Genomic DNA, 14,000 nt, shown 5'->3' on the forward strand with positions numbered 1-14,000 from the left:
GTTATGTACTTGCCGGTTCATGCTTTTGCTGAATCATTGCAAGATAGTGCTAATGCCGCTTTACCCAACATTCCGGAAGTTGCAAATTCTTCTTATCAGGGCTTTAGTTCTGATAAAGGATACGTACAGTTATTTTTAAATATTTCTGTTAACTCTAATACTTCTACGGATTTAATATCGGTACACCAAAATCAAGATAAAAAGTTATATATCCGCGCCCGTGACTTGAAAACTCTAAGAGTAAAAGTGGATGAGCATATCCCTGATAGCCAGTGGGTATGTCTTAATGAGCTCAAAGGAATTCAGCTTAAGTATCTGGAAAATGAGCAATCTTTAAACTTACAAGTTCCGTCAAACATGTTAACGGACTATTCAGTTGACTTAACTGGTCAACCGACTACAAACACTAATTTAGTAAAAATGAAACCCTTGAATGCGGCAATTCTGAATTACAGTCTCTACCATACCATCACCAATGATGAGCGTGTTTTTTCAGGTTCGGCAGAAGGGATTTTTAACAGTGCACTCGGTAATTTTTCATCGGGTGTTTTATACAACGGTAGTAATGAAAATAGTTATAGCCATGAAAAGTGGGTTCGCTTAGAAAGTAAATGGCAATATGTAGACCCTGAAAAAGTCAGGATATACACTCTAGGTGACTTTGTTTCCAATAGCTCTGACTGGGGCAATAGTGTACGTCTGGCTGGTTTTCAGTGGTCAAGTGCATATACCCAGCGTGGGGATATTGTGACTTCGGCACTGCCACAGTTTTCAGGTTCGGCAGCACTGCCTTCAACACTCGATTTATACGTTAACCAGCAAAAGATTTATTCGGGACTGGTGCCATCTGGTCCATTTGACATTAAACAGCTCCCGTTTATTTCAGGGAATGAAGTCACGCTTGTGACGACCGATGCCACAGGTCAGCAAAGTATTACCAAAAAGCCTTACTATTTCTCATCGAAGATTTTGGCAAAAGGCATAAATGAGTTTTCAGTAGATATTGGGATTCCACGTTATAACTACGGGCTGTACTCAAACGATTATGATGATGCCACTTTTGCATCGGGTGCGATTCGATATGGTTATAGCAACTCATTCACCTTAAGCGGTGGTGCAGAGGCTTCAACAGATGGATTGACTAACCTCGGAACAGGTTTTGCCAAGAATGTTTTTGGTGTGGGGGTTATCAATGCCGACATTGCAGCAAGCCAGTATAAAAATGAAAACGGCTATTCGGCTCTGGTGGGTTTAGAAGGGCGTATTAGCAAGAATATTTCGTTTAATACCAGTTACCGCAGAGTATTTGATAACTACTTTGACCTAGCTCGAGTGTCACAAGTCAGATACTTAAAAGATAATCAGATTACTTCTGAGCCACAAAACTATCTGAGCTACAGTGCACTGGCAGATGAAATATTTAGGGCAGGGATAAACTATAACTTTTACACTGGATATGGCGTTTATGTCGGTTATAACCAGATTAAATATAGTGATAACTCCTATAAGTTACTTTCTGCCAACTTAAGCGGAAGTTTAAACAAGAACTGGGGTTTTTATACATCTGCTTATAAAGATTATGAAAACCATAAGGACTATGGCATTTACTTTGCGCTGCGTTATACGCCATCTACCAGAATTAATGCGATTAGTAGTTTTTCTAATGACGGCGGTAAAACAACCTATAGACAAGAAATAAATGGATTTAGCGATCCACAAATTGGTTCATTCGGATGGGGGGGCTATGTTGAGCGGGATCAAGATAAAAATGCTAACAATGCATCGATCTATGGTTCTTACCGCGCACGGGCTGCCTACTTAACTGGCCGATATAACCGAATTGGAGATAACGATCAGGTTGCACTTTCGGCGACTGGGTCATTGGTTGCGGCAGCAGGGCGGATTTTTGCGGCCAATGAAATAGGTGATGGTTATGCTGTTGTTACCAATGCCGGTCCACAAAGCCAGATTATCAATGGTGGGGTAAATTTAGGAGAGACTGATAAATCTGGCAGATTCTTAATTGCGAACTTAAGACCGTACCAGTCTCATCACATTTATCTAGATCCATCTTATTTACCTTTAAATTGGGATGTTACATCTACAAACCGGACAGTACTCGTCGGTTATCGCCAAGGGACAGTAGTTGACTTTGGGGCACATCAGGTCATTTCAGGTTTAGTGAGAGTCGTTGATAAAAAAAACTCACCCTTGTTGCCTGGGTATAGCGTTCGAATTAATGGGCAGCAAGATGCTGTAGTGGGCTACGATGGCGAAGTATTTATTCCAAACCTATTACAACAAAACAAACTTGAAGTAGATCTTCTAGATCATGGCACCTGTCAAATTAATTTCACTTATGAAAGTAAGCAATACAGTGCTAAAAAATTGGGGCCTTATGTATGTCAATAAGTGTAGTAAGTCATAGTTCTTGGTTGGTAGCTCAAAAGTTTTCATCAACAATAAAGTATGTGTTAGCTGCGTTATTGTTATTTGTACTTTATGCATTTTTTAGTTCAGCACATGCTGCTTGTACGGTAACTGGAACTACAAATAGTACTTATACTTATACGGCAGCAAATATTAATAGTGATGCAACTATTAATTTTTCAGGAACGATTAGCTGTATTGGTGGGAAAACTACTCCAGAAATATCACCCTATATGTGTATGAAGACGGTATTTACAGGGGCAACTACTGCGAATAGCAGTGTGACCTTACCTTATACGGTTACGGCAACTGTAGGTGGAGCTGGTTCTTCTACCACAAATCAAACGTCAAATGTCTGGTATGGCCCAGTCAAGACGATCGCTACAAATAATATTATTAGCTACTCTGTAAATGTAAAAGTACCAGCGCGAACGGGAACGTTAGTTGCCTATCCTAAAGGAACGTATATAGGTACAGTTCAGCTTTATTGGGATATGCAGGCGAGTTCAAGTACCGTATGTGAAGGTGATAGTGGTGGTGGCTGGGACTCAGGCAATACGACTATTACTGCTAACTATGTTGTGCCAAGTTTCTGTCAGCTAGATTCCACATCAAATGTTGATTTTGGCAACATTAATGATATTGGTACAACCAGTCGTGACTACACCGCTCAAGGTGCGATTAATACAACCTGTAATAATGGAACGCCTTATAGTATTTACTTGGGGGATGGTAATAACCGTATAAGTGGTGGATTTAGGCGTATGACCAATGGGAGTAGCCAATACATTCCTTATCAGTTATACAAAGATGCTGCTTATAGTTCGGTGTGGGATGCTACAGGTGGTGTAACAACAGTCGGCGGTTCTGGAGGAGTATCAAAGACAGGCTCTGGTACTGCTCAAAGTTCAAATGTATATGGAAAGATTCCACAAGGCACCGCTATTTCAAATACTCCTGGTAATTATTCAGATAGCATTGTAGTTACGGTGACTTACTAAGCATCTTGCCAACTCAACATTTACTCAAAGTGAGAAGATGATGAGTTGGCAAGTATCATGAGTTTTATTTGGTTGGTATGGAGCTTTGTTTCCGTATTAGCAATATAAATAGCGTGATCAATAAGCTAAATCCGAAAATAGGCAAACTAAGCCCTAAAATAATAAGTGTAAATGCAGTGAATATTTTTTGATGATTGCTTGCGCGCTTCCATACCAATACAGTTTGGCTAACAAAATGGCTAGTCGTGAGTTTTAAATTAGATGTTTTAAACCAAGCTTTATATGCATAAATAATCATGATGCATAGCCCGAATGCATATAAGGCGAGTATGAGTTGATTGACCCAACCGAATAAGACTCCGATATGTGCATCGACTCCCCAGCGTGTAAGTTTTGCAAATAACGAATAATCTTTAAAAGCCAGTTTATCTATGACTTTATGTTGATGTGTATCAATAGCTACACTATCTGCTTGTGTTGGCCATCTGCGCTGTAATTCAGTAACCGTCCAAGCTTGGTTTATATCAACGGGCGGTTTGATTTGTATTTGTGCTGAATGAATTCCATTTGCTCTAGCAATTGCTAATGCAGAGTCGAATTCAGTTGGCATGATTTCTAACTTCGAAGTTTCCATGATCATTTCATGATGTTCTTTATGCTCATCACGAGACATTTTTGATAATGGGGCATTATTTAAAGTTGTGGCTAATGTTGGCGTTTGCCAATCTAACCATTGACGAGCAATACGAATATTATCACCAGCCCATTGGGACCATGTAAGACCAGTAATCGCAATGAACAATAAAAGTGGTAATAAGGTCAAGCCAATAGAACTATGCCACTTTAATAAAAGATTTTTAGATGTTTGTCTAATTTTAAGGTTTTGCCGACGTTTCCACCAACTGTATAGCCCAGTTAGGGTTAAAATGCCGAGCCAGCTTGCAGCAAGTTCACTATAAAAACGTCCCCATTTCCCTAGTAATAAATTACTATGTAACTGGTCTAGAAATGTACGAAATGGTAATACACCACTGGTTCCATAGACAGCAAGTTGACCTTTTATAGAAAGCGTATATGGGTCAACAAAAATAGCTTCATTGTTTAAATGATGAGTTTGATCGGAAAAAATCACGCGTGTTGTTTGTGTGGAACTTGGTGCTGGCCTAACTTCTGTAATTTGTGCAGAAGTAGGTATAACTTGTTTTGCTGCCTCAATTTGTTCGCTTAGAGGGTGAGTGTCTTTATTTAAAGGCTGAACATACAAAGCATCTTTATAGATAAATTGTTCGATCTGTGGAGTAACTGCATAGAGTAAGCCCGTAAATGCCGCAATAAATATGAATGGGGCAATAAAAATACCTGCATAAATATGTGTAAGACGGAAGAGGCTACGCCAAAAGCTAGAGGGATGAGACATTTTAAAAACAGATATCGAACAAACTTTGGCGTGAAGTATATCTACTTTATTTAGAAATTTTAAAATAATTAAAGCATGAGATTGTTGGGTATATGCTTAAGTGTTTATAAAAATTATCTTTATGGGAGAGGACAACTAAGCAATCTTGATCAAGCGATTAGTGGAAATAATCTATGAGTTATTAAACTTCTACTAAATGAATAGTTTATAATTAAGCTTTATATAATTAAACAATTTGTATAGTTATGAAAATTCATCATTTGCGAAGTGCAACTTTTATCATTGAAGCTGATCCTTATTTTATTTTAGTTGATCCAATGTTAGGTGATAAAGGATCGCTTCCTGCCTTTTCCTACTTTCGTTTTAAAGCTAAAAAGAATCCTTTGGTTGGTCTGCCTTTGAATGCCCAAGACTTATTAAACAAAGTTACCCACTGCCTCATTACTCATAGCCAAACATTTGGCATAAAAAACTTTCAACATACTGATCATTTAGACCAAAAGGGTGAGGACTTTCTCATTCAAAAACAGATTCCTGTTTACTCCTTTCAAAATGATGTGTCGTATTTATCTAAATATGGAATAAATGTTCAGTGTGGTATTGATTACTGGAAAGAAATCGAGTTTTTAGGTGGACGATTAGTTGCAATACCAGCGCGTCATGGTCATGGTTGGATTAGTAAACTTATGGCAAATGGTTGTGGCTTCTATTTAGAGTTGCCAAATGAACCTTCTTTATATATCAGCGGTGATACCGTGCTCACCAATGATGTTAAAAATGCCTTACTTAGCTTTCAACCTGATATTGCTGTAGTTGCTGCAGGGCAAGCGCAAATGGATGTCGGGCAACCGATTCTTATGTCAAAAGAAGAAGTGCGTGAATTTATAGAGCTTTCGCCTAAACATGTTATTGCTAATCATCTTGAAGCATTAAATCACTGTCCAGTAAAACGGGATGAAATTAAGCAAATTTTGAATGAGATGAATGTTGGTGATCGTGTACAAGTCCCCGATGATGGACAAACACTTATTTATGAAAATTAAGATAAGATTTAATCAACATTTACTAAATGAAAGTCTTGTAATTTCATATTTTCTATTATGAATAGCGAATAACGCTATTAGTTTTTTATGTAAATGATAGAATTGCGACGGTCGGTAAGTTGTATCTATTTTGTCTAACTCATGCGCAGTCTACAAAATGTTTGAAATGAAATTTGTAGACTGCTGAACTACAAGTGAGGGTAAAGGTAGATATACCTATGCAACCATCTAGAATTTCAACCTATTGAAAATACAAAGGTTTATCACTTGCTCCCATCTCTTACAATCCAAACCAGATTAGGTGGCTTCTACTTTTTCTACTATTCCATTGTTGGCACATTCATGCCGTATTGGAATTTATATCTTCAAGATCAAGGATTTAATTATCAAGAGATAGGGGTTTTATCATCTATTGCCATTATAACGCGTTTCTTTGCGCCTTTAGTTTGGGGGTGGATTGCTGATAAATCGGGTAAACGAATGCTTTTGGTACGTCTAGCGACTTGGATGGAAGCATGTATCTGGTTAGCTATTTTTATTGTCCCTAATACGTTTCAATCTGTTGCTTTACTCATGCTTATTTTTAGCTTTTTTCAAAATGCTATTTTAGCTCAATTTGAAGGTGTAACTTTATTTTGGTTGGGTGAACAAAGGGCAAAACTCTACGGCAAGGTCCGCAAATGGGGATCGGTTGGCTTTATTGTAGGGGTGTTCACAATAGGAGCAATTTTAGAAATTATTCCAATTTCTATGCTTCCTGTCTTATTACTTATTATTGCATCACTTGCATTTATTTGGGCGTTTACGATTCGTGAACCAGAAGGGGCTCCAAATTCGCAAAAACTGTTAGAACCTTTGTTGCCTGTATTAAAACGTCCTGAAGTTGCTGCTTTTTTTATAATTGAATTTATTCTCCTTTTTTCACATGCACCCTTTTATAGTTTTTATAGTAATTTTTTAAAATCTTTAAATTACAGCACGACTGAAATTGGCTTTTTATGGGCTATGGGGGTGGTTTCTGAAATTGTGATGTTCGCGTTTGCGGCAACATTTTTTAAATATTTTTCTTGGCGAAGCCTTGTTGCTGTGTGTTTGGTTTTGACAAGTATACGCTGGTTATTGGTTGCTGTTTTTTCTCACTATTTTATTGGGCAGCTATTTGCACAGTGCTTGCATGCGTTTAGTTTTGGCTTGTTTCATCTCATTGCAATGCGAGTTATTTTCCAAAACTTTTCCTTAGGGCAACAAGGCCGAGGACAAGCTTTTTACAGTACCATGTGGGGGCTTGGTGTCGCATTTGGAAGTATTTTGGCTGGACACTACTGGAAAGTACTTACGGGTGAGCACATCTTTATGATTGCTGCTTTAGTTGTCCTTTTCGGTTTATGCTTTGTGTTTTGGTTGCCTAAAAAGATTGAACAGCCTGTTACTTAAAGCAAATATTGATAGAAAATGTTTGGATTGGGTAGTTAAAAATATAAATTGTTTGATAAGAAGTATCTATTGGTTACGGTTGAAAAATATTGTTTTTATATGGTTATGAAGCAATGTTTTTCTAAAAAAATGTGCTAACTTAAACCCATGCGTTTAATGATTAATAAATCTATGAAAAATATTTATATTATGGGATTATTATTGGCTTTTTCAGGTTTTACTATGGCTGAGACAGTGACTAAACAGCCGACTGAGCAGCCTGTTCGAACTGCAAGTAATCCTAATGCTATACGTATTGTTACGCGTCCTGAAATTATGGGATTATGGGGAATGGAGATTCCAAATAATAAAAAATGTGTAGAGTACTATAACTTCCGCAGTAGTAATGATGTGGTGATTAAAAGTGGTGAAGAATGGTCATACGGTATTTACGAATACCAACCAGCTGACGATCCTAAAGAGCAGCTATCAGCTTTAGTAATGCAGATTAAGTTTGATAATAATAATGTAGATTGCTCTGGTCAGCAGCAAGATCAAACCGGTGATATTTCTCAATATTTTGTAAAATGGAAAAATGACCATACCATTAATTTCTGTTCAACAGCCAAAGGTGAGCAATGTTTTGCGACTTTACGTCGAATGTTGCCTTAAATCTAAATAGATATAAAAAAGCCTCTTAAATAAGAGGCTTTTTTATATCTTGCATATTATGCAGTTTCAGCTTTCTTTTTTTCTTCCAATTGCTTTAACAAGTGCTTTTCAAGGTAATGGATGTCCATTGCTTGATCACAGAAGCTTTTATCTTGCAAAATGAGATCTTTGTGTAAAGGAATATTGGTTTTAATTCCTGTAAGAATCATTTCATCTAACGCTTGACGCATACGAGCAAGCGAAGTTTCACGATCCTTACCATGCGAGATCAATTTTGCAATCATTGAGTCATAGTATGGAGGAATGCTATATCCAGGATAGATATGTGAATCTAAACGGATACCAGCACCGCCTGGCGCATAGAAGTTCTCAATTTTACCTGGTGAAGGTAAGAATGTTGTTGGATCTTCTGCATTGATACGACATTCAATAGCATGACCACGAACTTCAATATCTTCTTGTTGAAGTTCTAGACCTAAACCTGCTGCAATACGTAATTGCTGCTCAATAATGTCAACACCAGTAACCATTTCAGTTACAGGGTGCTCAACTTGAACACGAGTGTTCATTTCAATGAAGAAGAACTCACCGTCTTCGAACAAGAATTCGAATGTACCAGCACCACGATATTGCATGAGCTGACATGCGTGAACACAAGCTTCTAAAATATCAGCACGTGCTTTTTCTGGTAAATTTGGAGCAGGAGCTTCTTCTAACACTTTTTGGTGACGACGTTGTAATGAACAGTCGCGATCATATAAATGAATCGCATGGCCATTACCATCACCTAAAATTTGAACTTCGACGTGGCGAGGTTTTTGTAAGAAGCGTTCCATGTATACGGTATCATCACCGAACCACATTTCTGCATCACGTTGAGCTGCCTGAACTGACTCAAGTAATGTATCTACGCGTTCAACAATACGCATACCACGACCACCACCACCAGCTGCCGCTTTAACAATAAGCGGGAAGCCGATTTCTTTAGCTTCAGCTAAAGCATTGTGGATAGTTACAGCATGGTCACAACCAGGTACGGTAGGTACACCAGCTTTTTTCATTGCAACAATTGCAGAAACCTTATTACCCATTAAACGAATATGTTCTGGGCGAGGGCCAATGAATGTGAAGCCTGAGCTTTCTACAATTTCAGCAAACTCGGCATTTTCTGAAAGGAAGCCATAGCCTGGATGAATTGCATCAGCACCAGTAATTTCTGCAGCAGTAATAATTGCTGGGATGTTTAAATAGCTGTCACTACTTGCACCCGGACCAATACATACTGCTTCATCAACAAAACGTAAATGCATCAAATCTTTATCAGCATCTGAATAGATACCGACAGTTTTGATTCCTAATGTTTTGCAAGCCCGGGTAATTCGTAAAGCGATTTCACCACGGTTTGCAATTAAAACTTTTTGCAACATAGTTGTCCCCGGGGTATTACGCGCGATAACGGAATAAAGGTTGACCGAATTGGATCACATCACCATTTTTCACTAAAATTTCTTCAATCACGCCGCTTTGAGTTGCTTCAATCGGGTTCATGATTTTCATTGCTTCGATAATACCCAAAGTCTCACCAGCAGATACAGTTTGACCTACTTTAACAAATGGTGCTTCACCTGGGCTTGGAGCAGCATAGAACACACCAACCATAGGAGAAGTTTCAACTGCTCCACGTGGGGTTTTTGCAACAGGTGCTTCAGCAACAGGAGCTGCCGGAAGTGCTACACCAGCCGCAGCAACGACAGGATTACGACGAGTTAAAGCGATTGATTGATCACCTTCTTTAACTTCAATCGCTTGCAAGTCAGACTCAATCATTAAATCGATGAGTTTTTTAATTTTGCGGATATCCATGGGCGACTATTCCTGAACTAGTTTGGGTTAGATGGTTGAATTTTTTCAATAGCGTAATCGAGTGCAAAGCTATAACCTTTTGCACCTAGACCACAAATCACGCCAATTGCTTTGTCTGATAAATAAGAGTGATGTCTAAACGCTTCACGTGCGTGAACATTTGATAAATGTACTTCAATGAAGGGAATGGCAACGCCAAGTAAGGCATCGCGTAAAGCAACCGAAGTATGGGTGAGGGCAGCAGGATTAATAATAATAAGTTTTACGCCTTCAGTTTGTGCCTGATGAATACGGTCAATAATGGCACCTTCCCAGTTGCTTTGAAAAGTATCTAGTGTAATTGAAGCTTGTTTAGCTTGAGCAATAAGTTGTTGGTTGATATTGTCCAAGGTAAGATGACCATATACTTCTGGTTCGCGTTTTCCCAGCAAATTCAAATTCGGTCCATGAATCACCAAAATGGTCGAACTCATTCAGATTGCTCCAGCTCTAAAGTTGCAAATAATCTTTGCAAGATGTCTGCAAAGTTTGCTTATTATGGCATATGTTTCTACAAGTTTTTTATAATTTCTTTTAATTGTCGCAGAAAGGGTACACCAAATTCGGCTTATATATTGTAAATTTTGCGACGAATTAGCAATGTTAAAAAATGACAAAATTTCAAGTAATTTAACGAAGCTTATTTTAAACCGAATTGACAAAAACAGTTCATGTATTTTGTGTAACGACGGTTTGAGCATCTTCAATTGTTAACATTTCATTCCAACGAGTTAGATAGTTTTTTGATCGATGACACTGTTTCATTTGCCAAGATGGATTACGTGAGTGATAGCCGACTTGTAAATAGTGACTACCAAAGCGTCTGCGTACTGTACCTAAAGTTTCCATCAATTGTTGTCTTTGATGGATGAGTTCAAGGGGTTGCCATAAGTCATCGATATGCTGCTGACGGGCATGTAGAGCACAAAATAATACTCCAATTTTTATATAATTTTTATTTTCTTTATATAAAACATCGATTTGTTGCATAGCTGCTTTTGTGAGTATGCATAAGTCATCTGTTGCATATTGAAGACCAATGGCCTGAGATGTAGCTTTTTTATAAGGGGGCTTGTCGGTTTTTTCATAAAGCATGACTTGAATACAGGCACAAAGTTGCTCTTGTTTCATTAAACGGCGGTGCGCCCGATTAAGATGAAAGATAAGCGCTTGTTTAATAATCTCAATGCTGGATAAAGCTTGAGCAAAACTTCTTGATGCTAAAATGCGTTTAGTAGGAATAGCTGGGTCATCAAGTTGAATACATGATTGGCCTTTTAGCTCACGGATAGTACGTGCCATGACCACAGAAAATGCCTTTGCCATATGATGTTCATTGGCAAAAGTTAAGTCTAGGCATGAATACACTTCATAACTTTGTAGCTGTTTGACTAATTGATAGCCAATTCCCCATATTTCTTTGACTGATGTCTGGTGCATAAGGTCTTCAAGAATTAACGGATCTAATGTAATGAAATTACATATTCCCTCAAAACTTTTAATTTTCTTTGCATAATGATTGGCAAGTTTTGCTTGGGTTTTTGAATATCCAATTCCAATACAACAAGGTAAACCTAGCCATTTGAAAAGTGTTTTTCTTACTTCATTGCAATAATCAGGAATATCAATAGATTGAAGGTAAGGAGTGAGATGAATAAAACATTCATCAATAGAGTAGGCTTCTAAATCATCAGGAGAGAAAAATTCGCCTAACACTGCAAAGAAACGACGGGACATCTCGGCATATAACGTGTAGTTGCTTGAGTATACTTCGACACCCGCTTGCACGGCATCTTTCTCAATTTGAAACCAAGGCACTCCCATTTTGATTCCTAAGAGTTTTGCTTCTTCGCTACGTGATACTACACAGCCATCGTTATTGGATAAAACAACTACTGGTTTATTAATGAGTTGAGGATTAAAAAGCCGCTCGCAGCTCACATAGCAATTATTAATATCGACCAGTGCATAAACTTCGCGGTGTGAGATTTCTCTCATTCTCTTATCCCCCAATTCATTACTTCAAACACATATTTGAATTTGTAACGTAATCAAGTTAACAAAATTATGGCTGGATATCTAGGGGAGGTTTGGTTGTTCGTCGAAATTATAAGAACAATGGGTGAAATGAATTAAATGTCAGTTATTGACATGGAATTGTCTGAAAATGATAAGTTTGGTTGGTTATGATCAAAACCATAAGAACAATGTTTAATGGATGGGTTGAGTCCTTTAAATATCGTAATGCGTATAACGCATTTGTCTTATGGGTCTTTCAAGCTGTCTTTTTATAAAAGACAGCTTTTTTTATGCTGATTTTATAAAATTAAAATGCGAAAAGTACCAGAATTATTTAGCTCTTTCATAAGCTTGAAGATTAATGCATTGATGGCTCAGTGCTGTGACTTGTGCTTGGTCTAGTTGAAGCTCATCCCACTTTTGCATTTGCTGAAATATCCAATGAAAATCTTCAGGTTGAGGAGATGCATTTTCTTTAACCAAATTTTTAACAATATTCTGAATCATATAATATTTACTGACATGTACCTCTTCGGAACAATGAAAACGTACAATTCCAAACTCCACTAACAATTGTAAGACAGGCGAAAAATCGTTTAACTCACTCAATTCTTTTTGAGCTTTCATAACTGCTGTGGTGAGTGCGATCAAAGTTTGAGGGTGCTGTTCCGCCCACTCTTGAGTTGTTGCGAGGACTTTGTCTGCCACATTAGGAATAATATGCTGACTTGAACATACAATTTTGCTTAATCCTAAAAGCTCTCCTTGAGTATTCCAAGGTTCTCCAACACAGAAACCATCAATGACATGGTTATCTAAAGCTTCGACCATATAGGGTGGTGGAAGTGTCTTAAGTTGTAGCGTTTGAGCTATTTGAAAGTCTGCTAAAGCGAGCCATTCTCTTAAACAATAATGATGAATTGAATGTTTAAATACATGGGCTAGGGCAAGAGAGTTGCCTTGTTTGAGATACTGGGTAACTTTTTGGGCTGTTACTTTTGCCTCATCATTTTCTTTAATTTCCAATTGATAGCTTAATTTTTGGCTTAAGCTAATAAAGGCACGGTTTTTACTTAAAATAAGAGGAGTTTGCAGTGCAATACCAATCTGGTCTGCACCCACAGCTGCTGCAGGTAGCATTGCAGACAAACAATGTGCAGCATCTAATAAACCAAAAGCCAGACGGTCACGTAAACTTGCCCATGAAGCTTCTTTAACTAGGGTGACATCTAACCCTTCTTTTTCAAAGAACCCTTTTTGTTTTGCCCAAAGCAATGCAACACAATCAAGTAAGGGGATATAGCCAAGTTGCAATTGAGACTTTTCTAAATGACTCATTTATTCATCCTTTAGTTGATTGTTTAATAGTTTCTGGGCATCAAGTAGACGCCGTGCCATTTCCCCAATCGTAATACGGTGACTCATCGCATTTTTTCTGAGCAGCTGAAAAGCTGTGTCCTCTGGTAAACCATGTAGTTGCATGAGTAAAACTTTGGCTTTTTCTACATCTTTACGGTCAGCCAATTTGGTTTGAGCTTCTTTTAAGTCCCCTTCGAGTTTTTTGTGTTTTTTATATTGCTCAATTGAAATCTCTAAAATGGTATGTAAGCGAGCAGGGTCGATGCCATCGACAATATAAGCAGTTACTCCCGCATCTATAGCTTGTTTAATCGTGTCTTTATCTGAGTTTTTGGTAAATAGTACCGTAGGGATATCATAGCTGGTGACGCAACTTTCAATAATGTCTCGATGAGGATGATCCATATCGAGCAAGATCACATCAGCTTGTAAGTCTGTCAGACGAAAGATATTTAAGTGGTCCAAAGTAAGGCAGGCCACCACTTCAAAGTCATTTTCAAGCAGACTCTGCTTTATATAGTCGGCTCGGGCATGATCATCGTCGATAAGAGCTATTTTGAGTTTTGGCATAAGTTCAATCAGGCTAAGAAAATGCGCCAAATCGACGCGTTTTTTGTTATCTATTTTTAAGCAAGATTAGTGCCATAGAAAAACAACTAAAAAACTATGCTTTGAGGGGGCTTTAGTACATATTTATTTAAAACTGGTCAATTGTGGTGCAAAAATACGATTCATTTTGAAGCA

Annotated in this window: 12 protein-coding genes; 5 read left to right on the forward strand and 7 right to left on the reverse strand. The window is 38.0% G+C overall.

What is annotated here, in order from left to right; genetic code table 11:
* Positions 1-3 precede the first annotated feature (3 nt).
* Positions 4-2,412, forward strand: a complete 2,409-nt coding sequence (locus ABLB96_RS09865; protein WP_348897458.1) for a fimbria/pilus outer membrane usher protein — start codon at positions 4-6, stop codon at positions 2,410-2,412.
* Positions 2,403-3,431, forward strand: coding sequence for a spore coat U domain-containing protein (locus ABLB96_RS09870; protein ID WP_348897370.1), 1,029 nt, complete (start codon positions 2,403-2,405; stop codon positions 3,429-3,431). Before ABLB96_RS09865 ends, ABLB96_RS09870 begins: the two co-directional genes overlap by 10 nt.
* A 64-nt stretch (positions 3,432-3,495) precedes the next feature.
* On the opposite strand, the gene ABLB96_RS09875 is transcribed toward ABLB96_RS09870, so the two are convergent.
* Complete coding sequence (locus tag ABLB96_RS09875) at positions 3,496-4,848, reverse strand: PepSY-associated TM helix domain-containing protein (protein ID WP_348897371.1); 1,353 nt, start codon at positions 4,846-4,848, stop codon at positions 3,496-3,498.
* 245 nt (positions 4,849-5,093) lie between these two features.
* Between ABLB96_RS09875 and ABLB96_RS09880 the strand changes: the two genes are divergently transcribed.
* The 3 genes from ABLB96_RS09880 (at position 5,094) to ABLB96_RS09890 (ending at position 7,976) form a co-directional block, all read left to right on the forward strand.
* Complete coding sequence (locus ABLB96_RS09880; RefSeq protein ID WP_348897372.1) at positions 5,094-5,891, forward strand: MBL fold metallo-hydrolase; 798 nt, start codon at positions 5,094-5,096, stop codon at positions 5,889-5,891.
* Between the two features lie 267 nt (positions 5,892-6,158).
* A complete protein-coding gene (locus tag ABLB96_RS09885) occupies positions 6,159-7,325 on the forward strand; it encodes an MFS transporter (protein ID WP_348897373.1) in 1,167 nt (388 codons plus the stop codon).
* A gap of 147 nt (positions 7,326-7,472) precedes the next feature.
* Positions 7,473-7,976: a hypothetical protein gene (locus ABLB96_RS09890; protein WP_348897374.1), complete on the forward strand. Its 504-nt coding sequence runs from the start codon at positions 7,473-7,475 to the stop codon at positions 7,974-7,976.
* Between the two features lie 56 nt (positions 7,977-8,032).
* On the opposite strand, the gene accC is transcribed toward ABLB96_RS09890, so the two are convergent.
* The 6 genes from accC to ABLB96_RS09920 form a co-directional block, all read right to left on the reverse strand.
* Positions 8,033-9,403, reverse strand: coding sequence for an acetyl-CoA carboxylase biotin carboxylase subunit (accC, locus tag ABLB96_RS09895; protein WP_348897376.1), 1,371 nt, complete (start codon positions 9,401-9,403; stop codon positions 8,033-8,035).
* Positions 9,404-9,419: 16 nt separating this feature from the next.
* On the reverse strand, positions 9,420-9,839 hold the full coding sequence (accB, locus tag ABLB96_RS09900) for an acetyl-CoA carboxylase biotin carboxyl carrier protein (RefSeq protein ID WP_004701124.1): 420 nt from the start codon (positions 9,837-9,839) through the stop codon (positions 9,420-9,422).
* A 17-nt stretch (positions 9,840-9,856) separates the two neighbouring features.
* Entirely contained in the window at positions 9,857-10,312 is a 456-nt protein-coding gene (aroQ, locus tag ABLB96_RS09905; RefSeq protein ID WP_348897378.1) for a type II 3-dehydroquinate dehydratase, read from the reverse strand.
* A gap of 235 nt (positions 10,313-10,547) precedes the next feature.
* Positions 10,548-11,876: a Y-family DNA polymerase gene (locus ABLB96_RS09910; RefSeq protein ID WP_348897379.1), complete on the reverse strand. Its 1,329-nt coding sequence runs from the start codon at positions 11,874-11,876 to the stop codon at positions 10,548-10,550.
* A 351-nt stretch (positions 11,877-12,227) separates the two neighbouring features.
* Positions 12,228-13,235: an ABC transporter substrate-binding protein gene (locus tag ABLB96_RS09915; RefSeq protein ID WP_348897380.1), complete on the reverse strand. Its 1,008-nt coding sequence runs from the start codon at positions 13,233-13,235 to the stop codon at positions 12,228-12,230.
* A complete protein-coding gene (locus ABLB96_RS09920) occupies positions 13,236-13,826 on the reverse strand; it encodes an ANTAR domain-containing protein (protein ID WP_348897382.1) in 591 nt (196 codons plus the stop codon). It abuts the gene before it with no gap.
* Positions 13,827-14,000 lie beyond the last annotated feature (174 nt).

Origin of the sequence: Acinetobacter sp. XH1741 (genome assembly GCF_041021895.1) — a bacterium.
In the GTDB taxonomy this organism is placed as follows: Bacteria; Pseudomonadota; Gammaproteobacteria; order Pseudomonadales; family Moraxellaceae; genus Acinetobacter.

What these genes read in the sequence shown, in the direction of transcription:
- ABLB96_RS09865 (WP_348897458.1), top strand. Translation starts at nt 4, where the DNA reads ATGTACTTGCCGGTTCATGCTTTTGCTGAATCATTGCAAGATAGTGCT.
- ABLB96_RS09870 (WP_348897370.1), top strand. Translation starts at nt 2,403, where the DNA reads ATGTCAATAAGTGTAGTAAGTCATAGTTCTTGGTTGGTAGCTCAAAAG.
- ABLB96_RS09875 (WP_348897371.1), bottom strand. Translation starts at nt 4,848, where the DNA reads ATGTCTCATCCCTCTAGCTTTTGGCGTAGCCTCTTCCGTCTTACACAT.
- ABLB96_RS09880 (WP_348897372.1), top strand. Translation starts at nt 5,094, where the DNA reads ATGAAAATTCATCATTTGCGAAGTGCAACTTTTATCATTGAAGCTGAT.
- ABLB96_RS09890 (WP_348897374.1), top strand. Translation starts at nt 7,473, where the DNA reads ATGCGTTTAATGATTAATAAATCTATGAAAAATATTTATATTATGGGA.
- accC (WP_348897376.1), bottom strand. Translation starts at nt 9,403, where the DNA reads ATGTTGCAAAAAGTTTTAATTGCAAACCGTGGTGAAATCGCTTTACGA.
- accB (WP_004701124.1), bottom strand. Translation starts at nt 9,839, where the DNA reads ATGGATATCCGCAAAATTAAAAAACTCATCGATTTAATGATTGAGTCT.
- aroQ (WP_348897378.1), bottom strand. Translation starts at nt 10,312, where the DNA reads ATGAGTTCGACCATTTTGGTGATTCATGGACCGAATTTGAATTTGCTG.
- ABLB96_RS09910 (WP_348897379.1), bottom strand. Translation starts at nt 11,876, where the DNA reads ATGAGAGAAATCTCACACCGCGAAGTTTATGCACTGGTCGATATTAAT.
- ABLB96_RS09915 (WP_348897380.1), bottom strand. Translation starts at nt 13,235, where the DNA reads ATGAGTCATTTAGAAAAGTCTCAATTGCAACTTGGCTATATCCCCTTA.
- ABLB96_RS09920 (WP_348897382.1), bottom strand. Translation starts at nt 13,826, where the DNA reads ATGCCAAAACTCAAAATAGCTCTTATCGACGATGATCATGCCCGAGCC.